Source organism: Achromobacter anxifer, from assembly GCF_903652925.1.
GTDB classification, from domain to species: domain Bacteria; phylum Pseudomonadota; class Gammaproteobacteria; order Burkholderiales; family Burkholderiaceae_B; genus Achromobacter; species Achromobacter anxifer.
Genome location: NZ_CAHLAR010000004.1, coordinates 600,281 through 619,153, shown reverse-complemented (window position 1 = coordinate 619,153; position 18,873 = coordinate 600,281). Strand labels below are relative to the sequence as shown.

The window sequence follows — 18,873 nt, the reverse complement described above, 5'->3', positions numbered from 1 at the left end:
GCGGCATGACGATGCTTCCCCGCAGAACCTTGTTGAAGCTTGCCGCGGGCTTGCCCGCGCTGGCAGCCGCGGGAGCGGCCGGGGCGGCAGCTCCGGCTGCCCCGGCCGCCAAGGCCCGCAATTACGTCCTGGCCCACGGTTCCTGGCATGGCGGCTGGTGCTGGCGCCCGGTGGCGGACCGGCTGCAAGCCGCCGGCCACCGGGTGTACGCGCCCAGCTATACCGGCATGGGCGACCGGGCCCACCTGCTGAGCAAGAGCATTGGCATCGATACCTTCGTCGAGGACCTGATTCAGGTCATCGAGGCCGAGGAACTCAAGGATGTGATCCTGGTGGGCCACAGCTTTGGCGGCATTCCGATCACGGGAGTGGCTGACCGCATTCCGCAACGGCTGGCGCACCTGGTCTACTTTGACGCCATCGTGCTGCAAAGCGGCCAGAACGCGTTTTCGGTCTATCCGAAGGCGGACGCCGATGCGCGCATTGCCGCGGCCTCCAAGGCCACCGGCGGATTGGCCGTGCCGGTTCCCGATCCCTTGCCCGCGCCCTGGGGGTTTACGCCGGGCAGCGCGGATTACGAGTGGGTCAGGCGGCGCCTGACCGCGCATCCATTGGCCAGCTACACCACGCCGCTCACGCTGAAACATCCCATCGGCAATGGCGTTGAGCGCACATACATCCACTGCACCGAGCCCGAGCTGGCGGTGCTGGAGGATTCGCGCAGGCTGGTGCAGTCGCAATCCGGCTGGAACTGGATGGACATCGCCGCGCCGCACGAAGCGCACATCACGCATCCGGCCTTGCTGGCCGACCTGTTGCTGCGTCTGGGCTGAGCGCTATGCGCCGCCGCCATGGGCGCCCAGGCGGCGGCGCAAGGTGGACGGCGCGACGCCTTCGGTGCGCTGGAACGCGCGGCTGAAGGCTGCCTGCGACTGGTAGCCGACCCGTTCGGCGGCATCCTGGATGCCCATGCCGCGCTCCAGGTGCCGCCTGGCCACCCGCATGCGCAGCAATTGCAGCAGCTGCGCGGGCGTGGTGCCGCTTTGCAGCGTGAAGCGGCGGTGAAAGGTGGCCTTGGACATATGCATGTGCTCGGCCATGTCCTGCATGCTCCAGTTCCTGGCGGGCTCGGCCAGGATGGCTTGCAGTAGTCCGGCCATGGCGGGGTCGCGGGCCAGCACGAACAGGCCGCAAGCCTGGCGGTCGTGTATGGCCAGGTGGCGCAGCATGAAGAAGATCAGCAGATCGGTCAGCCGTTCCAGCACCACCGAAGATGCGCCCGGCTCGCGGGCCGTTTCTCCAAGGATCAGCTGGAACACGCCGCGCGCGGTGCCAAAGCGTTCGTCGCCGGCGCGCAGGACCAGGAAGTCGGGCAGGGCGTCGGCTAGCAGATCGGCCAGTCCAGGCCGGAATTGGAAAAAGCCGCAGGCCAGGCCCGTGCTGTCGGCGCGCCGGGGCAACAGGGGCTCCATCGCCGCTTGCCGGGCGTCTGGCGCAGCGGGTTCCAGCGGCGTCAGCGCATGCGCAATGTCGCGCAGGAAGAAAATGCCGTCGCCCGCGTCCAGCGTGAACGTTTCGTGGCCGCCGTGCACGCCGACCTGGCAGCGGCCGTGCAGAATCAGGTGAAAGCTTGCGCGCGCGCGCCCGCTGGTGCTGGCAGACCAATTGCCGCAATACTGCCCCAGGTGGTAGAGGCTGGATTGGACTTCCAGGCTGGACAACAGCAGGGCGTCGACAGCGGCTTGGTCGACGGCTGATATGGTCGCCGGACCGGTGCAGTTTGCGGGCATCATCGGGAGTACACGTCTGGTTATAAGTGCATAGCTGAAAGTCGATAAGATCGAGCATCAAGTTGCGATCTTCGCGCATTGTCGCTTGCCGTCCGGAGCAAGCACAATCATGTCTTCAACGATAGCCCGAAGGAGATCTTCATGTCCCGTCTGCCCGTCCACACCGCGCAAAGCGCTCCCGAACCGACGCGCGCCGCGCTGGCGGCCGCCGAGCAGGGCGCAGGTTACCTCTCCAATCTGCTGGGCGTGCTGGCGAATGCGCCCGTGGCGCTCGAGGCATATCAGACGCTCTCCCAGATCAATGCGCGCGCCGGCCTGACCTTGCAAGAGCGCGAGGTGGTGCAACTGGTAGCGGGCACGCGCCACGGCTGCACGTTCTGCGTGGCCGGGCATACCGCGCTGGCGCGCAACAAGGCCAAGCTCTCGCCTGAAGTGGTGGAAGCGCTGCGCGCACAGGGAGTCCTGCCCGATGAACGCCTGCAAGCGCTGGCGGCCTTCACCGAAGCCGTGATCCAGACGCGGGGCCGCGTCAGCGACGAGGCCTTGCAGGGCTTGCGCGCCGCGGGCTACACGGACGGCAATGCGCTGGAAGTCATCGTCGGCGTGGGGCTGGCCACCATCTGCAACTTCGGCAACAACCTGGCGCAGACGCCGCTGAACGAACAGCTGCGCGACTACGCATGGAGCGGCGCGCAATGACGGCGGCATCCGCGGCATCGGCGCTGCCCGCCGATCTGAGGGCGTGGCTGGAGCAGCATGCGGACGCGCTGGACGACGGCAGCCTGGATGGCGCCACGGTGCTGCCGCGGTTGGCCGCGGCCGGCGTGTTCCGCCATGGCGTGCCTGCCGCGCAGGGCGGGCTGGCCGGCACGGACATCGGCGATGCCATCGAGGCGGTCTCTCAAGTGGCCGAACTGTCGGTCGCCAGCGCCTTCGTGGCGTGGGGGCAGCGCGTCTTCATCGAATACCTGTTGCGCAGCCCGAACACGGCTCTGGCTGACGCATGGCTGGGGCCCTTGCTCGAAGGCAGGCAGGCGGGCGCGACCGCGTTGTCGAACGCCATGAAGTTCCTGAGCGGGATCGAATCGCTGCAGATCTCCGCGCGGGCCGGGGACGGCCTGTGGGTGCTGGATGGCCGCATGCCTTGGGTGACGAATCTGCGGGTCCAGGGGTTCCTGGTGGCCGCCGCGGTGACCGCGCCCGACGGCACGCCGGCCGTGGTGGCGCTGCCGCACGATATCGCCGGACTGACTCGCAGCCCGGACCTGTCATTGCTGGCCCTGCAATCGAGCAATACCGCTGCGCTGGACGTGCGCGGTGTGCGCATCGGCCCCGAATGGCTTATTCATGCGGACGCGCGCCAGTATTTGCCGCAGGCCAGGCCGGCGTTCGCCGGCTTGCAATGCGGCCTGTCCATCGGCCTGGCGCGGCGCGCGTTGCGGGCGGCGGAACAAGCGGGCCAGGGACAGGCGTCGCGCGGCATCCTGGGCCAGCCGCTGGAGGCTTTGCGGGCGCAGGTGGAAACATTGGCCGAGCACCTGATTTCAGGGGTGCGCAGCGAACGCTTCGTGGCCGAGCCCTGGCGCCTGTTCGAGATCCGCATCGCATTGGCCGAGGCTGCCCAGGAGGCGGTGCAGCTGGAGCTGCAGGCTAGCGGCGGCGCGGCCTACCTCAAGCCTGCGGGCGCGGGTTTTGCCCGGCGCTGGCGGGAAGCGGCGTTCCTGCCCATCGTGACGCCCAGCCTGGTGCAGCTGAAGACCGAACTGGCCAAGCGCCAGTCGCGACTGGCCGCAGGTGCCGCCGCATGACGGCGGGTCCGCAAGCCGTGCTGCAGGCCCGGGGCCTGGCGCTCAGCTATCCAGGGAGCAGCGGCGCGGTGTTTCAAGACGTGGACCTGGCGCTGGAGCGGGGCGAGGTGGTTGCCGTGCTGGGAGCCAGCGGCGCGGGCAAATCCAGCCTGCTGCGGGTGTTGGCCGGCCTGCAGCCCGCCAGCGCGGGGTCGTTGCTGATGGAGGGCGCGCCGCTCTCGGGCGTGCACCCCCGCGTCGCGGTGGCGTTTCAGGATCCGAGCCTGTTGCCTTGGCTGTCGCTGGAGCGCAACGTGGCCTTCGGCCTGGACTTCAAGCACCAGCCGGCGCTGAGCGACGCGCAACGCCGAGCCAGGGTGGACCAGGCCATCGATGAAGTGGGCCTGGCGCATGCCCGCCACTTGCGTCCGGCGCAGCTGTCGGGCGGCATGGCGCAGCGCGCGGCCCTGGCTCGCTGCCTGGCGCGCCGGCCTGCGGTGCTGTTGCTCGACGAGCCCTTCGGCGCGCTGGACGAGGTCACCCGAAGCGAGATGCAGGCGCTGCTGCGCAAGGTGGTGGCGGATTTCGATACGGCCGCCTTGCTGATCACGCACGATATCGACGAGGCGCTGGTGCTGGCCGACCGCATCGTGCTGCTGGGCGGTGCGCCGGGGCGCATTCTGGGGGTGTGGCGGGTGGACCTGCCGCAGCCGCGCGCCGATCTGTTGCCGGAAATGGGCGCGCTGCGCCTGGAGATTCTTACCCGCTTGCGCAGCGCGCTGCGGGCTGTCCGCGGCATGGCCGCGCCTGCCTGAACAGGAGAGCCAGCCTGTGGCTCTCCATGTATGAACTGACCCTGCTAGGAGTGCTTTGATGTGCCTTGAACACATGTCGCGTCGCGACTGGTTGAAACTCTCGGCCCTGCTGACTGCGGGCGGCGCGGCATCCTTGTTGTCGGCGTTCAACGCCCGCGCGCAAAGCGATCCCGACGCGCCGGTGCGCATCGGCTATCTGCCCATCACGGACGCGGCGCCGTTGCTGGTGGCGCATAACAACGGCCTGTTCGAGCAGGCTGGCGTGAAGGCGGAAAAGCCCACGCTGCTGCGCAGTTGGGCCCAGGTGATCGAGGCCTTCATTTCCGGCCAGGTCAATGTGGTGCACCTGCTGTCGCCCATGACCGTCTGGGCGCGCTTTGGCAGCAAGGTGCCGGCCAAGGTGGTGGCCTGGAACCACGTGGGCGGTTCGGGACTGACGGTGGCGCCTTCCATAGACAATGTCAAGCAACTGGGCGGCAAGACTGTCGCCATTCCATTCTGGTATTCCATTCACAACGTCGTGCTGCAGCATCTGCTGCGCGAAAACGGCTTGGCGCCGGTGGCGCGCAGGGATGGGGCGGTCGCTCCCAATGAAGTGAATCTGGTGGTGATGGCGCCGGCCGACATGCCTCCGGCGCTGGCGCAGGACCGCATCGCGGGCTATATCGTGGCCGAGCCCTTCAATGCGGTGGCGGAGACGCTGGGCGTGGGCAAGGTGCTGCGGTTCACGGGAGACGTCTGGCGCAATCACGCGTGCTGCGTGGTCTTCATGCATGAGCGCGACCTGGAACAGCGTCCGCAGTGGTCGCAAAAGGTGGTGGACGCCATCGTGCAGGCGCAACTGTGGATCCGCGACAACCGGGCCGAGACCGCGCGCTTGCTGTCCAAGGAAGGCATCAACCGCTACACGCCGCACACTTTGCCGGCGCTATCCAAAGTGCTGGCGCCGCCGCCGTCCGACCGCGAGCACTACCTGGCCAGCGGAGCCATCCGGCATGCCGATTGGGACGAGCGCCGTATCGACTTCCAGCCCTATCCGTTTCCCAGCTACACCGAGGAACTGGTGCGCCGCTTGCGCGATACGCTGATCGAAGCGGACCGTGGTTTTCTGGCGGACCTGGACCCGGCGCGGGCCGCTTCCGAACTGGTGGACGACCGCTACGTCAAGCGCGCCATCGAGGCGGCGGGCGGCTTGAGCCGCTTCGGTTTTCCCGACCAGTACAACCGGATCGAGACGGTGCAGGCGTGACGGCTCCCGAGTCTGTCGCCGAAGCCCCCGCCGTTGTGGCGGCTGCCCCGAGACCAGGCGCCGGCCCCCGGCGCACCAGCCCGCGCCTGGCGGCGCGCTGCGCGTTGGGTGCGGGGGGCCTCATGGCGCTGCTGGCGCTATGGTGGCTGAGCACGGACGTGCTGTCGCCCGCGGGCAGCATGGCGCGGCGCTTTTCGCCTGGCGCCACCTTCGGCAGCCTGGCCTCGCTGCTGATGGGGTCCGACTTGCCCTTTCATGTCCTGGTCAGTCTGCGTCGCGTCGCCGTCGGTCTGGGTTTTGCGCTGGCCATAGGCGTGCCGCTGGGGCTGGCGATTGGCAGCTACCGCCGGCTGGAAGCCGCCGTGTCTCCAGCCATGCAGTTTCTGCGCATGATTTCGCCCTTGTCCTGGATGCCGATCGCGGTGATGGCGTTCGGGGTGGGGGACGATCCGGTCTATTTCCTGCTGGCCTTCGCGGCAGTCTGGCCCATCGTCCTGAACACGGCCGCGGGCGTGCAGCAGCTGGACCCGCGCTGGCTGCAGCTGGCGCAAAGCGTCGCGGCCACCCGTTGGGAGACGCTGCGCAGCGTCATCCTGCCTGGTGTGCTGGGCCATATCCTGACGGGCGTGCGCCTGGCCATCGGAATCCTGTGGATCGTGCTCGTCCCCTGCGAGATGTTGGGGGTGTCGGCCGGGATGGGCTACTTCATCCTGGATACGCGCGACCGGCTGGCGTACTCGGAGCTGATGGCCATGGTCTTGATGATAGGCGTGCTGGGCTTTGCGCTGGACGCCGCCGCGCGCGGCTTGTACCGCTATTGGAAGGGATAGCCAGGCCCTACTTGCGCATGCTCTTGCCGTCGGCCGGGCAGATGACCCCGCGCAGCGTGCGCTGCACGGGATCCTGCGCGACCGGCGCGTTGCGGATATTGGCGGAGGGCAGGGACTCGACGATGTGGCCGGTGGCGTTTTCGCCGGCATAGTGCACGATCTGGTTCACCGTATAGGTGTTGGCGCTGCAGTTCATCGTCACGGGCTGGGCCACCGAGCGGTACGGCTGGCCGTTGGCCTCGGACATCCTGGGCTGGGCATAGAACCAGGCCACATTCACCGCCATCACGGCGGGACGCTCCGATATCACTTTGACCGACGCGCTGTCGTAGAACACGCCCGGCATGGCCTGTGGGTCCACCGGCACCCAGTCCGGCTCGCCGGACAGCATGCCGCCGGGGCCGGGGTCGCGCGGCACGATGTTCACGGCGCAGGCGCCGGCGGGCACCGGATCGCCTTCGCGGACCGTGACGGTCTTGCAGGTTTCGGGAGGGGCGGCTTGCGCGGGGTGGATCCAGGCGGCTGCGGCCAGCGCGATCAGGGATGCGTGCCTTGCGGTCATTGGTGTTTTCCGGTGGTGGCGCGGCGCGCCGTCGCCCGGCTCGTGGCCGTGGCGTGTACCGATCATACCGGGTGGCAGGCCCACGCGCGCCGCCAATCCGGTCTAGGACCTGTCGCTCCCGAAAGAGCGGTATGCCCGCTCAGGCCGCCAGCACGTAATCGGGGTAGCGCTTGCAGATCTCGGCCACCTGGCTGAGGGTGCCGGACAGGTGCTCGCGCAGCACGCGCTGAGCCGCTTGCGGGTCCTGCGCCACGATGGCGTCGAGCAGCCGCTGGTGGTCGTCCAGGATGCGTTCGGCCTTGCCGGATTCCGGCAGGTGCAGGCGGCGCAGCCGGTCCAGGTGGCCGCTGTAGCGCTGCGCCAGTTCCCACAGCCGGATCACGCCGGCGGCGTCGTGCATGTCGCGGTGGAAGGCCTGGTCGGCGTCGATGAAGCGCTGGTACTGGCCGCTGGCATGGCTGGCGCGCTGCAGGTCTATGCTGGCCTGCAGGCGCTTGAACAGCACGGGGTCGGGACGCTGCGCCAGCATCTGCACGATTTCCAATTCCAGCGAGCGGCGCAGGAAATGCGCTTCGCGCGCGGCGGCGACGTCGATGCGGCTGACCACCGTGGTGTGCTGGGGATAGATCTCGACCAGCGCTTCCTCGGCCAGCCGCATCAGGGCGTCGCGGATCGGGGTCTGGCTCAGGCCGTAGGTTTCCGCCAGGGTCACGCGCGACAGGGATGCGCCCGGAGCAAGTTCCAGGGACAGGATCTGTTCGCGTAGGTGTTCGAAGACCTGGGGCGCGGCGTGGCGCGAACGGTCCAGTCTGAGCTTGGTGCTTTGCATCGGGTCGCGTGCGGAGTCGGGCCTGAAGAGTACCGGAGTTTAGCGGGTTTTTACCAAGCTGACGCACTAATGTATTAGTGTTTAAATGGCCCGGTCGCCATTACGAAACACCGCCGCACCCCTATGAAACGTTCCTACGAAAGCCTGCGCAGCGCCGCCTGGATGGCCAAGGACGACCTGCGTTCCTTCGGCCACCGTTCCCGCATGATGCAGATGGGCTATGGCCCCGACGACTGGGCGGGGCGCCCGATCATCGCCATCATCAACACCTGGTCCGACCTCAATCCCTGCCACAGCCACTTCAAGCAGCGCGTCGAGGACGTCAAGCGCGGCGTGTTCCAGGCGGGCGGCTTTCCTGTGGAACTGCCGGCGATCTCGGTGTCGGAATCCTTCGTCAAGCCGACCACCATGCTGTACCGCAACTTCCTGGCCATGGAGACCGAGGAGCTGCTGCGCAGCCATCCGGTCGACGGCGCGGTGCTCATGGGCGGCTGCGACAAGACCACGCCGGGCCTCATCATGGGCGCCGTCAGCGCCGGACTGCCTTGCGTCTACGTGCCCGCCGGCCCCATGCTGCGCGGCAACTGGAAGGGCAAGATCCTGGGCTCCGGCTCGGACGCCTGGAAGCTCTGGGACGAGCGCCGCGCCGGCAAGATCACGCAGGAACAGTGGACCGAGGTCGAAGGCGGCATCGCCCGCAGTTACGGCACCTGCATGACCATGGGCACGGCCAGCACCATGACCGCCATCGCGGAGGCCATCGGCATGACCCTGCCGGGCGCGTCCTCGATACCCGCGGCGGACGTCAACCACATGCGCTTGTCGGCCGAGTGCGGCCGGCGCGTGGTGGAGATGGTCTGGGAAGACCTGACGCCGCAGCGCATCCTGAGCCTGGCTTCGTTCAAGAACGCGATCAACGTGGCCATGGCCATGGGCTGTTCCACCAACGCCATCGTGCACCTGGTGGCCATGTCGCGCCGCGCCGGCTGCGCGGTGGGCCTGGACGACTTCGACGCCGCCAGCCGCAAGGTGCCGGTGATCGCCAATATCCGTCCCAGCGGCGACACCTACCTGATGGAAGACTTCTTCTACGCGGGCGGGCTGCCGGCGCTGATGTCGCGGCTGCGCGGCCACCTGGATCCTTCCGCCATGACCGTCACCGGCAAGACGCTGGGCGAGAACATCGCCGGCGCCGAGGTCTACAACGACGACGTGATCCGTCCGCTGGACCAGGCCATCTACGACGAGGGCGCGCTGGCCGTGCTGCGCGGCAATATCGCGCCGGACGGCTGCGTCATCAAGCCCAGCGCCTGCGCGCAGCAGTATCTGCGCCATACCGGCCCGGCCCTGGTGTTCGACGACTATCCCAGCATGAAGGCCGCCGTGGACGACGAAAGCCTGGACGTCACCGCCGACCACATCATGATCCTGCGCAATGCCGGGCCGCAGGGCGGTCCGGGCATGCCGGAGTGGGGCATGCTGCCGATCCCGACCAAGCTGGTGAAGCAGGGCGTGCGCGACATGCTGCGCCTGTCGGACGCCCGCATGAGCGGCACCAGCTACGGCGCCTGCATCCTGCACGTGGCGCCGGAAAGCTATATCGGCGGCCCGCTGGCCCTGGTGAAGACGGGCGACCTGATCACCGTGGACGTGCCCGCGCGCAGCATCCACCTGAACGTCAGCGACGAGGAACTGGCCGCGCGCCGAGCCGCCTGGACGCCGCCGCCCAAGCGCTACGAGCGCGGCTATGGCTGGATGTATTCGAAGCACATCCTGCAGGCCAACGACGGCTGCGATTTCGATTTCCTGGAAACCGGCTTCGGCGCGCCCGTGCCCGAACCCGAGATCTTCTAGTTGCGGCCGCTGGCCGAACCCTGCCTCACATTGCCTTCAACACCCGGAGCCATCGTGTCCCAAATGAATCCCGAAACCCGCGCCCGCCTGGCCGGCGTCAGCACCGCGACCTTGTGCACGGCCTTGTTCAAGCGCGGCCTGCGCAACCAGTTCATCCAGGACGTGCGTCCGCTGAACGCCACGCTGCCCAATATGGTCGGGCCGGCCTTTACCCTGCGCTACATCCCGGCGCGCGAGGATCTCAACACCATCAAGGTGTTCGAGGACCGCGCGCATCCGCAACGCGCCGCCGTCGAGACCTGCCCGGAAGGCGCGGTGCTGGTGATGGACAGCCGCAAGGACGCGCGCGCCGCCTCGGCCGGATCCATCCTGGTCACGCGGCTGATGAAGCGCGGCGTGGCCGGGGTGGTGACGGACGGCGGCTTTCGCGATTCGCCGGAGATCGCGGAGCTGGGTTTCGCGGCCTATCACCAGCGGCCTTCGGCGCCGACCAACCTGACCCTGCACCAGGCGCTGGACATCAACGCGCCCATCGGCTGCGGCGACGTGGCGGTGTGGCCCGGCGACATCGTCGTTGGCGACCGCGAGGGCGTGGTGGTGATACCCGCCCACCTGGCCGACGAGATCGCCGTCGAGGCCGTGGAGATGACCGCCTTCGAGGACTTCGTGACCAGCGAGGTGCAGCAGGGCGCGTCCATCCTGGGGCTGTATCCGCCCACCGATCCGGGCACCAAGGACAAGTTCGCCGCCTGGCGCAAGCAGCAGGGCCGTTGAGCCCCGGCGCCGGCAATCCACCACCACAAAACAATGAAAGGCAGGAGACAAACATGAAGATGCAAGGACGCGGCGCGCTCGCCGCGCTGCTGGCGGCCGCGGCGCTGGGCGCGCTGGCCATGCCGGCCCAGGCCGCCGACTGGCCGGCGCAGAAGCCGATTTCCTACGTGGTGCCGTTTACCGTGGGCGGCTCGACCGACGTGGTGGGCCGCGTGCTGGCCCAGAAGCTTGCCGACCGCCTGCACCAGAACGTCATCGTCGAGAACAAGCCCGGCGCGGCGGGCGGCATAGGCGCGACCTATGTGGCCAAGGCGCCGCCCGACGGCTACACGCTGTTCGGCGGCACCATCAGCACGCATGCCATCAACGCCAGCCTGTACAAGAACCTGAAGTACGACCCCGTCAAGGATTTCGAGCCGGTGTCGCTGATCGCCTATCTGCCCAACGTGCTGCTGGTGGATCCCAACCTGGGCGTGAATTCCGTGGCCGACCTGATCGCGCTGTTGAAGCGCGACCCGACCAAGCGCACGTTCGCGTCCTCGGGCGCGGGCACATCCACGCACCTGGCCGGGGAGCTGTTCGCCAGCATGATAGGCGTGCCGCTGACGCACGTGCCCTACAAGGGCACGCCGCCCGCCATGGTGGACGTGTCCTCCGGCGCGGTGACCTTCATGTTCGACCAGATGACGGCGGCCTTGCCGCTGCTGCAGAACGGCAAGCTCAAGCTGCTGGCCGTGACCACCAAGGACCGCATCGCGCTGGCGCCCGAGGTGCCGACCATGCAGGAGGCCGGCGTGCCGGGCTTCCAGATGGCGTCGTGGCAGGCGGTGTACGCGCCCAAGGGCACGCCCAAGCCCATCCTCGACAAGCTGGCGCAGGAGATTGCCGTGATCGTGAAGGAGCCGGACGTGCAGGAGAAGCTGGGCAAGACCATGGGCATGGAACTGGTCGGCAGCACGCCCGAGCAGCTGCGCGACCTGATGGCGACCGAAATCCCGCGCTGGGCGGAAGTCGTGAAGAAGTCGGGCGCAACGGTCGAATAGGCGCGCCGGCTTTCCGGGCGCGGCCTGTGAGCGCCGCGCCCGCCGCAGTCCGGGACTTCGGACCGCGCGTTTCAGGCCCGGGGTCTTAAGCCCGGGGTCTCAAGCCCGGGGCTTCAAGACTCAGGGCTTCAGATTCAGCTTCGGCACCAGCGTCTTGAACGCTTCTTCCTGCCGCGCCACGTCGGCCGTGAATTGCGGCTGGTCGGCATAGGAGGGCGTCAGGCTCTGCTTGCGCATCAGGGCCTGGAAGTCCGGGGACTGCGCCACCTGGCGGGCCGCGGCCCGCCATTTTTCGACCACATTGGCGGGCGTGGCCTTGGGCACGCCGATGCCGCGCCAGACGCTGAATTGCAGGTCCGCGCCTTTTTCCTTCATCGTTGGCACGTTGGGCAGATTGTCCAGCCGCTTGGGCGCCATCACCGCCAGCGTGCGCAACTTGCCGGTTTCCACGTGTTGCTGCAGTTCGGCGTACGCCACCGTGGTGGCCTGCACGTCGCCCGCCAGCAGGCCCATGATGGCGGGCGCCGACCCCTGGTAGGGCACGTGCACGAACTTCACGCCGGTCTGCTCGCCCAGCGCCGCCGCCGCCATGTGCGGCACGGTGCCGATGCCGGCATTGGAGACGGCGACGCGCTCGGGATTCTTGCGGGCGTCGGCCAGGAATTCCTCGACCGTCTTCCACGGCGCGTCGGCGCGCACCGTGACCGATGATGGGTCGTCGGTGAAGCGGGCGACGGGCTGGAAGTCGCCGACCGTGGTCTTGCCGATGCCCATCAAGGGCACCACCAGCATCTCCGGCGTCATCAAGACCAGCTTGTAGCCGTCGGGCTGGGCATTGGCGACATAGGCCCAGCCGATGGAACCGCTGGCGCCGGGCTTGTTGATCACCACCGTGGGCTGCGCCAGCATGGGCGGGCGCACCGCCTCGGCGATGGCGCGCGCGGTGTTGTCGCTGCCGCCGCCGGGCTGGTAGGCGACCACCAGTTCCATCGAGCGGGCGGGGTAGTCCGCGGCGTGCGCGGCGGACAGGACGGAAACTGCGGACAGGGCGCTGATGGCCAGCGCGGACAGGCGGTAGGGGCGCATGGTGGCGGCTCCGGTATCAGTAGCCCAGGGCGGAAAGGTCCGCGAGCGTTTGTTTGGTGATGGCGATGGTGCGTTCGCGTTCGGCGCCGGCCAGGTCCAGGCGCGGCGGCTTCACGGTTTCGGCGCTGCCGGTGATCAGGTGCTCGGCCAGCTTGATGTGCTGCACCAGCTTGACCACGGTGTCCAGGTGGAACAGCGGCGTCAGCGCGGCATAGAGCTTGCGGGCCCGGACGAAGTCGCCTTCGACCGCCAGCTTCAGCAGGTCCACCGAAGCCTTGGGCACGGCGTTGGCCATGCCCGAGACCCAGGCGGTCACGCCCAGCGCGGCGCTTTCCAGAATCAGGTCGTCCACGCCGCAGACCACGGCCAGCCGGTCGCCGAAGCGCGTGATCAGATCGGTGACCCGGGTGGTGTCGTAGGACTCCTCCTTGATGGCGACGATGGTCGGCTCTTCCAGCAGCTCGGCCACCAGGTCCGGTGTCAGGTCCACGCAGTAGCCGCGCGGATTGTTGTAGAGCAGGATGGGCAGGGCGCTGGCGCGCGCCACCTCGCGATAGAAGGCCACGGTCTCGCGGCCGTCGGATTTGTAGGTCAGGCCGGGGAACACCATCAAGCCGTTCACGCCGATGCGCGCGGCTTCCTGGGCGAAGGCGGCGGCGCGCGCGGTGCCGGTCTCGGCCACACCGGAAATCACCGGGACCCGTCCGTTCACGGTCCGCACGGCGGTGCGCAACACCTCCAGTTTCTCTTCGGGCGAGAGCTGGGCGTTTTCGCCCACCATGCCCATCATCACCACGCCGCCGACGCCGTTCTGGATCAGGCGTTCCAGGCCCTGGCGGATGGCGTCCAGGTCCAGCGAAAAGTCGGGTTTCAGCTTGGTGGTGACGGCGGGGAATACGCCTTGCCATTGAATGCTCATGCTGCGGCTCCTGATGCGTGGTCCGCCCGGGCTGACTGGGTCGGATATTGGTTATTGGATATTGGATCCAAAAATACGGGACTTAAAAAAACGAGGCTGGGGCCTCGGACCGCGGCTGGTGGAGCTGCGGCTTGAACTGGATCATGGATCCAATATACTCGCATTAAAAGGGCTGCGTGCGCCGGCTGTCTCTCGGGGTTTTCCTGGGCATGGCGGCTCCCGTTCCGGTGGCCCGATGCCGCGCGGCGACCGCCAGACGGCCCAACCAGGCAGGTTTACGTGTCCCAGAATTCTTCGATTTCCGCTACCTCTCCCTCCCGTTCCCAGGCTGGTTCCGCCGGCCGCCTCGTCCGCAAGACCGCCGTCGAACTGGTGGTCGACGAGCTGCGCGACCGCATCCTGTCGGGCGCGATTCCTCCCGGTTCCGCGCTGCGCCAGGAATTGTTCGCCGAGGAGCTGGGCGTGAGCCGCCTGCCCGTGCGCGAGGCCATCCGCCAGCTCAGCGCCGAAGGCCTGATCGACATGATTCCGCATCGCGGCGCCTATGTGTCCATGCTGTCGCGCGCCGAGGTGCAGGAATTCTTCGACATCCGCCTGCGGTTGGAGCCCTGGCTGTTGCGCCTGGCCGTGCAGCAGCGCGAGGCGCAAGACCTGGATCTGGCCAGCGGCGTGGTGGCGCAGATGGACAGCGCCGAGCCCGAACAGTGGGGGCGCCTGAACTGGCAGTTGCACGAGCTGCTGTACCGCTCGGCGCAACGGCCCGCCGCGCTGGCCATGGTGCGCGCGCTGCACGAAAAGTCCGAACGCTATTTCCGCTTCCAGATCGTCAACGCGCCCATCCGCCAGCAGGCCCACGACGAGCACAGCGAACTGATCGCGCTTGCGCGCCAGGGCCGGGCCGAAGAGGCCGAGGCCGCGCTGGAGCGGCATATCGGCGAGGCGGCCGAACAGATACTCGCCATCGTCGATCATCTGCTGGATGCGTCGGCGTTGCAGGAACCGGCCTAGCGTCCCGGCGCCGCATGCGCGGGACGGCGCGCCTAGACATCCAGCTCCAGCGTGCCGCAACCCCGCGACACGCAAACCATCATGCTGCGGTTGGCGGCCCGTTCCTCGTCGCTGAGCACGTAATCGCGATGCTCGACCTCGCCGGACAATACGCCGGCCTCGCAGCTGCGGCACAGGCCTTCGCGGCATGAATACGGCCAGGCGACCCCGGCGGCCTCCAGCACGTCCAGCACGGACTTGTCCGCGGGCACCTCATGGCAGCCGCCGCTGCGGGCGAGCCGGACCTTGAAGGGTGCGCCGGGTTCGGAAGACGTGGGCGGGCTGGCCGTGAAACGCTCGAAATGCACGCGGGGCGCGGCGATGCCTGCGCGTTCGCAGGCCGAAGCCACCGCGTCCATCAACGCGCCGGGCCCACAGCAATACACATGCCGGCCCGGCGCCTGGCGCTCGGCCAGATAGGCATCCAGGTCGCAACGCGCGCCGCCTTGTTCGCAGTCGATGTGCAGGCGCACGCGGTCGCCGTGGGGAAGCAACTCGGACAGGTAGGCCGCGGCGTCGCGGTCGCGCGCGCAATACAGCAGCTGCCAGGGTTCGCCGCGCAAGGCGCAGGCATGGATCATGCTCAGGATCGGCGTGATGCCGATGCCGCCCGCGATGAAGAGATGGCTGTCGGCCTGCGCATGCAGCCCGAACAGCTGCCTGGGTTCGCTGACGTCGACCCGCGCGCCCGCTTGCAGCTGCTCATGGATGTAGCGCGAGCCGCCGCGCGAATCCGGCGCCAGGCCGACGCCCAGCCGGTAGCAGTCGCGCTCTGCCGGACTGCCGCAAAGCGAGTACTGCCTGAGCAGGCCGTTGCCCAGCGCCAGGTCCACGTGCGCGCCGGCTTCGAAGGCGGGCAGCATGGCGCCGTCGGGGTCGCGCAGTTCCAGGCCGACGACGCCGCGCGCTTCGCGCACGACGCGGCTGATCACGAGCGTCCTCATGTCAGGCCGCCGCCTGCGCCGCGCGCGCGCCGGTTGCCGCGGACGCGGCCTGCTGCTCTTCGTCGACGCGGCGCGCCACGACCCAGCGGAACTGCGACAGCGCGGCGTCGATGGACAGCGGCACCATCTTGAAATCCGGCGCCAGGGACAGCGAGCGCTGCTGCGCTGTGATGATGTCGCGGTCCTCGTCGAAGGCTTCGACCACGCTCTGGTGGATGGACGCGGTGACCTCGGGCCGGTCGATGGAGAAGTTGTGCGGATGGGCGAAGAAGTAGTGCGTCGACGTGGCGGTCTCCGGCGTCAGCGCCTGGCAGCCGCGGAACTCGATGGCGCCTTCCCGATTGCCTTCCTGCGCGCCGTTGCCGGCCGGCGCCATGCCCGAGTCCATCAGCAGGATGCCGGGCAGCGTGAAGTTGTAGATGTTCCAGCGGTCCACCAGGCCGGGCCACTCGCGGACCTTTTGCGCGAAGGCGGGCGCCTCGGTGTTCAGCGTCCAGCGCGTGATGCGCACGCCGTCGGGCAGCCGGTCGACCTTGGGCGATACCGTGGCGTAGTCCTCGCTGCCGCCCAGCGTGGTCGGGTGGACGAAGGGCAGGTGCGAGAAGTCCAGCAGGTTGTCGGCGATCAGCAGGTAGTTGACGTCGTAGTGGATGTAGCCGTCCTGGCTGCGCCAGTCGGGATGGTCCAGCCATTGCGTGTCTGGGATCAGGGCGGGATCGGCGCGCTCGGGATCGCCCATCCAGATCCAGATCCAGCGGTGCCGCTCCACCACCGGGAAGGTGCGGACCCGGGCCTGCGGCGGAATGCGCGCCTGCGCCGGCGCCTCGACACAGGCGCCGCCGGGATCGAACTTCAGGCCGTGGTACATGCAGCGCACGCAGTCGCCTTCGCGCCGCCCCACCGACAGGGGCGCGCCGCGGTGGCAGCAGCGGTCCTCCAGCGCCACCAGCCGGCCGCCGCTGTCGCGGTACATCAGCACCGGCACGCCGATGATGGTGCGCGAGAACAGGCCGTCGGCGCTGACTTCCTGGTCCCAGGCGGCGACGTACCAGGTGTTTTTGATGAACATGGCTTGCTCCTTGGTTTACTTGACGTAGCGCCAGGCGCCGTCCTTGATCTGCACCATGACAGCGGCGCGCTCGTCATAGCCCACGTGGTCGGCGGACGACATGGTGGATACGCCCTGCGAGGTCACCGCGTCGCGGGTCGCTTCCAGCGCGTCGCGCAGGCCCGCGCGGAATTCCGGCGTGCCCGGCTTGGCCGCGGGCAGCGTTGCCTTCAGGGCCTGTTGCAGCACGATGCCGGCATCCCAGGCGTTGGCCGCGAATACCGACATGGAATCCTTGCCGTGGGCGGCTTCGTAACGCTGCGTCAGGTCCATGGCGACCGCGCGTATCGGGTTGGCTTCGTCCAGCTGGCTGGCGACCACCACCGGGCCCACGGCGAACAGCGCGCCCTCGGCGTCCTTGCCGGCGATGCGCAGGAACTCGCGGTTGGCGATGCCGTAGGTCTGGTAGATGCGGCCGGCATAGCCGCGTTCGCGCAGGGATTTCTGCGGCAGCGCGCCGGGCGTGCCGGAGGCCGCCACGATGACGGCGTCGGGCTTGGCGGCCAGCAGCTTCAGCGTCTGCGCCGTGACGCTGGTGTCGGTCTTGACGTAGCGCTCGGTGGCAACCAGCTTGATGCCGGCGCGCTCGGCCTGGGCGGAGACTTCCGCCAGCCAGCTGTCGCCATAGGCGTCCGCGAAGCCGACGAAGCCCAACGTCTTCACGCCGGCGGCCTGCATGTGGGCGACGGTGCTGGCCACCATCAGGTTTTCGTTCTGCACCACCTTGAACACCCAGTGGCGCTGCGCGTCCATGGGCTCGACCAGCTTGGCGCCGGCCGCCAGGCTCATCAAGGGCACCTTCTTTTCCTGGGCGATGGGCAGCAGGGTCAGGGTCGCGGGCGTGACCGAGGTGCCCAGCACCACGTCCACATTGTGCTCGTCGACCAGCCGGCGGAAGGCGCGCGCGGCGCCAGTGGCGTCCGATGCGTCGTCCAGCACGATGTAGCGGATGGGCTCGCCCGCGACTTCGCGCGGCAGCAGATCGATGGCGTTCTTGGCCGGGCCGCCCAGCGAGGCGGCGGGGCCGGTGAGGGACAGGATGACGCCTACGCCGACATCGGCCGAGGCGGCGCTACAGGACAGCAGGGCGCACGAAACCAGCACCGCGCGCACGGGGTGTAGAAGGGGTTTCAAGATGTTGTCTCCTTGTGGAAACGCCGGTCTGCGCGGCGTTTGACAAGAAGATAGAGAGCGGCGGAATATGCGTCAATGTCATGTGGCTGATTCTGAAAATGCACGATATGCATAACGAGAAACTGGACCTGAACCTGCTGGCCGTATTCGACAGCCTGATGCGCGAACGCAGCGTGACCCGCGCCGGCGAACAGCTGGGCCTGTCGCAAAGCGCCATGAGCCACGCCGTGAACCGCCTGCGCAGCTTTTTCGACGATCCGCTGTTCGTGAAGACCGGGCAGGGCATGCAACCCACGCCCAAGTCCGAGAGCCTGGCGCCCACCATCCTGGCGCTGATGGCGACCATACGCGGGCAGGTGCTGTCGCAGGCGCAATTCGATCCGGCCTCGGCCATGCGCGTGTTCACGCTGTGCATGACGGACATGGGCGAGCTGGTGTTCCTGCCGCCGCTGATCAAGCGCCTGCGCGAACTGGCGCCGCACTGCACGCTGCGCACCCGCCAGGTGCCGCTGCCGCAGGTCGAGCCGCTGCTGGCGTCGGGCGAGGTGGACCTGGCGCTGGGCTCGCTGCGCGCCGCGCCACAGGGCTTGTTCCAGCAGCAGCTGTTCATGCACCGCTTCGTGACGCTGGTCAGCGTGAAGAACAAGGAAGTCGGCGACGAGATGACGCTGGAGCAATTCCAGCGCATGCCGCACATCGTGGTCACCTTGGCGGGCAGGTCGTCGGAAGCCTATGACAGCGCGCTGGAGGAGCAGGGCGTCAAGCGCAACATCTTCCTGTCCACGCCGCACTTCCTGGTGGTGCCGCTGCTGCTGGATCAGCATCCGGACCTGATCGCCACGGTGCCGCAGGAACTGGGCAATGTGTTCGGCGGCTACGGCGTGGTCAAGGTGCTGGAACCGCCGCTGCCGCTGCCGTCCTTCGCGCTGCGCCAGCATTGGCATCCGCGCTTTCATCAGGATCCCGCCATCATCTGGTTGCGGGAACTGGTGAAGGAAACGTTCGATGGTTATCCGTGGGATGGAGCGCGAGCTTGGCGCTAAGCTACGAAGTTTCGGCGTATCAAAAGCTCTGCCGCCCGCATGCAACCTCAGGAATCGAT

19 protein-coding genes are annotated in these 18,873 nt (G+C 68.1%); 11 read left to right on the top strand and 8 right to left on the bottom strand.

Translation table 11 applies throughout. The features are described from left to right. The first annotated feature begins 5 nt into the window (after window positions 1–5). Entirely contained in the window at window positions 6–833 is an 828-nt protein-coding gene (locus HWY37_RS15930; protein ID WP_246302322.1) for an alpha/beta fold hydrolase, read from the top strand. A gap of 3 nt (window positions 834–836) precedes the next feature. Here HWY37_RS15930 and HWY37_RS15925 read toward each other — a convergent pair whose 3' ends face one another. Then, complete coding sequence (locus tag HWY37_RS15925; RefSeq protein ID WP_246302321.1) at window positions 837–1,793, bottom strand: AraC family transcriptional regulator; 957 nt, start codon at window positions 1,791–1,793, stop codon at window positions 837–839. Window positions 1,794–1,931: 138 nt separating this feature from the next. Here HWY37_RS15925 and HWY37_RS15920 point away from each other — a divergent pair, with 138 nt between their 5' ends. From HWY37_RS15920 to HWY37_RS15900, 5 genes are all read left to right on the top strand, one after another. Beyond that, window positions 1,932–2,489 carry a carboxymuconolactone decarboxylase family protein gene (locus HWY37_RS15920; RefSeq protein WP_176089049.1) on the top strand — a complete coding sequence of 186 codons (558 nt, stop codon included), beginning with the start codon at window positions 1,932–1,934 and terminating at the stop codon, window positions 2,487–2,489. Beyond that, the gene (locus HWY37_RS15915) at window positions 2,486–3,598 is read left to right on the top strand and encodes an acyl-CoA dehydrogenase family protein (RefSeq protein ID WP_176089048.1); all 1,113 of its coding nucleotides are present in this window, start codon (window positions 2,486–2,488) and stop codon (window positions 3,596–3,598) included. Before HWY37_RS15920 ends, HWY37_RS15915 begins: the two co-directional genes overlap by 4 nt. After that, on the top strand, window positions 3,595–4,392 hold the full coding sequence (locus HWY37_RS15910) for an ABC transporter ATP-binding protein (RefSeq protein WP_176089047.1): 798 nt from the start codon (window positions 3,595–3,597) through the stop codon (window positions 4,390–4,392). Before HWY37_RS15915 ends, HWY37_RS15910 begins: the two co-directional genes overlap by 4 nt. Before the next feature lie 58 nt (window positions 4,393–4,450). Continuing rightward, window positions 4,451–5,641: an ABC transporter substrate-binding protein gene (locus HWY37_RS15905; RefSeq protein WP_176089046.1), complete on the top strand. Its 1,191-nt coding sequence runs from the start codon at window positions 4,451–4,453 to the stop codon at window positions 5,639–5,641. Between the two features lie 122 nt (window positions 5,642–5,763). Continuing rightward, on the top strand, window positions 5,764–6,471 hold the full coding sequence (locus tag HWY37_RS15900; protein ID WP_176089045.1) for an ABC transporter permease: 708 nt from the start codon (window positions 5,764–5,766) through the stop codon (window positions 6,469–6,471). 7 nt (window positions 6,472–6,478) lie between these two features. Here HWY37_RS15900 and HWY37_RS15895 read toward each other — a convergent pair whose 3' ends face one another. After that, entirely contained in the window at window positions 6,479–7,033 is a 555-nt protein-coding gene (locus HWY37_RS15895; protein WP_176089044.1) for a surface-adhesin E family protein, read from the bottom strand. Window positions 7,034–7,172: 139 nt separating this feature from the next. Beyond that, window positions 7,173–7,862: a GntR family transcriptional regulator gene (locus HWY37_RS15890; RefSeq protein ID WP_176089043.1), complete on the bottom strand. Its 690-nt coding sequence runs from the start codon at window positions 7,860–7,862 to the stop codon at window positions 7,173–7,175. Window positions 7,863–7,985: 123 nt separating this feature from the next. Here HWY37_RS15890 and araD point away from each other — a divergent pair, with 123 nt between their 5' ends. The 3 genes from araD to HWY37_RS15875 all read left to right on the top strand — a co-directional run bounded on the left by araD (window position 7,986) and on the right by HWY37_RS15875 (window position 11,533). After that, window positions 7,986–9,716, top strand: coding sequence for an L-arabinonate dehydratase (gene araD / locus HWY37_RS15885; protein WP_176089042.1), 1,731 nt, complete (start codon window positions 7,986–7,988; stop codon window positions 9,714–9,716). Between the two features lie 63 nt (window positions 9,717–9,779). Further along, window positions 9,780–10,490 (top strand): ribonuclease activity regulator RraA, encoded by a 711-nt coding sequence (locus HWY37_RS15880; RefSeq protein WP_176089103.1) that lies wholly within the window; start codon window positions 9,780–9,782, stop codon window positions 10,488–10,490. Between the two features lie 53 nt (window positions 10,491–10,543). Next, complete coding sequence (locus tag HWY37_RS15875) at window positions 10,544–11,533, top strand: Bug family tripartite tricarboxylate transporter substrate binding protein (RefSeq protein WP_175208119.1); 990 nt, start codon at window positions 10,544–10,546, stop codon at window positions 11,531–11,533. Between the two features lie 120 nt (window positions 11,534–11,653). Here the strand turns inward: HWY37_RS15875 and HWY37_RS15870 are convergent, their stop codons facing one another. Both HWY37_RS15870 and HWY37_RS15865 read right to left on the bottom strand, forming a co-directional pair. Further along, on the bottom strand, window positions 11,654–12,619 hold the full coding sequence (locus HWY37_RS15870) for a Bug family tripartite tricarboxylate transporter substrate binding protein (protein ID WP_176089041.1): 966 nt from the start codon (window positions 12,617–12,619) through the stop codon (window positions 11,654–11,656). 16 nt (window positions 12,620–12,635) lie between these two features. Continuing rightward, entirely contained in the window at window positions 12,636–13,538 is a 903-nt protein-coding gene (locus HWY37_RS15865) for a dihydrodipicolinate synthase family protein (protein ID WP_176089040.1), read from the bottom strand. A gap of 279 nt (window positions 13,539–13,817) precedes the next feature. Here HWY37_RS15865 and HWY37_RS15860 point away from each other — a divergent pair, with 279 nt between their 5' ends. Next, on the top strand, window positions 13,818–14,546 hold the full coding sequence (locus HWY37_RS15860) for a GntR family transcriptional regulator (protein ID WP_246302320.1): 729 nt from the start codon (window positions 13,818–13,820) through the stop codon (window positions 14,544–14,546). Window positions 14,547–14,578: 32 nt separating this feature from the next. Here HWY37_RS15860 and HWY37_RS15855 read toward each other — a convergent pair whose 3' ends face one another. The 3 genes from HWY37_RS15855 to HWY37_RS15845 are packed head-to-tail and all read right to left on the bottom strand — an operon-like array spanning window position 14,579 to window position 17,771. Next, on the bottom strand, window positions 14,579–15,529 hold the full coding sequence (locus tag HWY37_RS15855; RefSeq protein WP_176089039.1) for a PDR/VanB family oxidoreductase: 951 nt from the start codon (window positions 15,527–15,529) through the stop codon (window positions 14,579–14,581). 1 nt (window position 15,530) lies between these two features. After that, the gene (locus tag HWY37_RS15850; RefSeq protein WP_176089038.1) at window positions 15,531–16,598 is read right to left on the bottom strand and encodes an aromatic ring-hydroxylating dioxygenase subunit alpha; all 1,068 of its coding nucleotides are present in this window, start codon (window positions 16,596–16,598) and stop codon (window positions 15,531–15,533) included. A 15-nt stretch (window positions 16,599–16,613) separates the two neighbouring features. Continuing rightward, window positions 16,614–17,771 (bottom strand): ABC transporter substrate-binding protein, encoded by a 1,158-nt coding sequence (locus HWY37_RS15845; protein ID WP_246302319.1) that lies wholly within the window; start codon window positions 17,769–17,771, stop codon window positions 16,614–16,616. A 107-nt stretch (window positions 17,772–17,878) separates the two neighbouring features. Here HWY37_RS15845 and HWY37_RS15840 point away from each other — a divergent pair, with 107 nt between their 5' ends. Beyond that, entirely contained in the window at window positions 17,879–18,814 is a 936-nt protein-coding gene (locus HWY37_RS15840) for a LysR family transcriptional regulator (protein WP_175208124.1), read from the top strand. The last annotated feature ends 59 nt before the right edge of the window (window positions 18,815–18,873 follow it).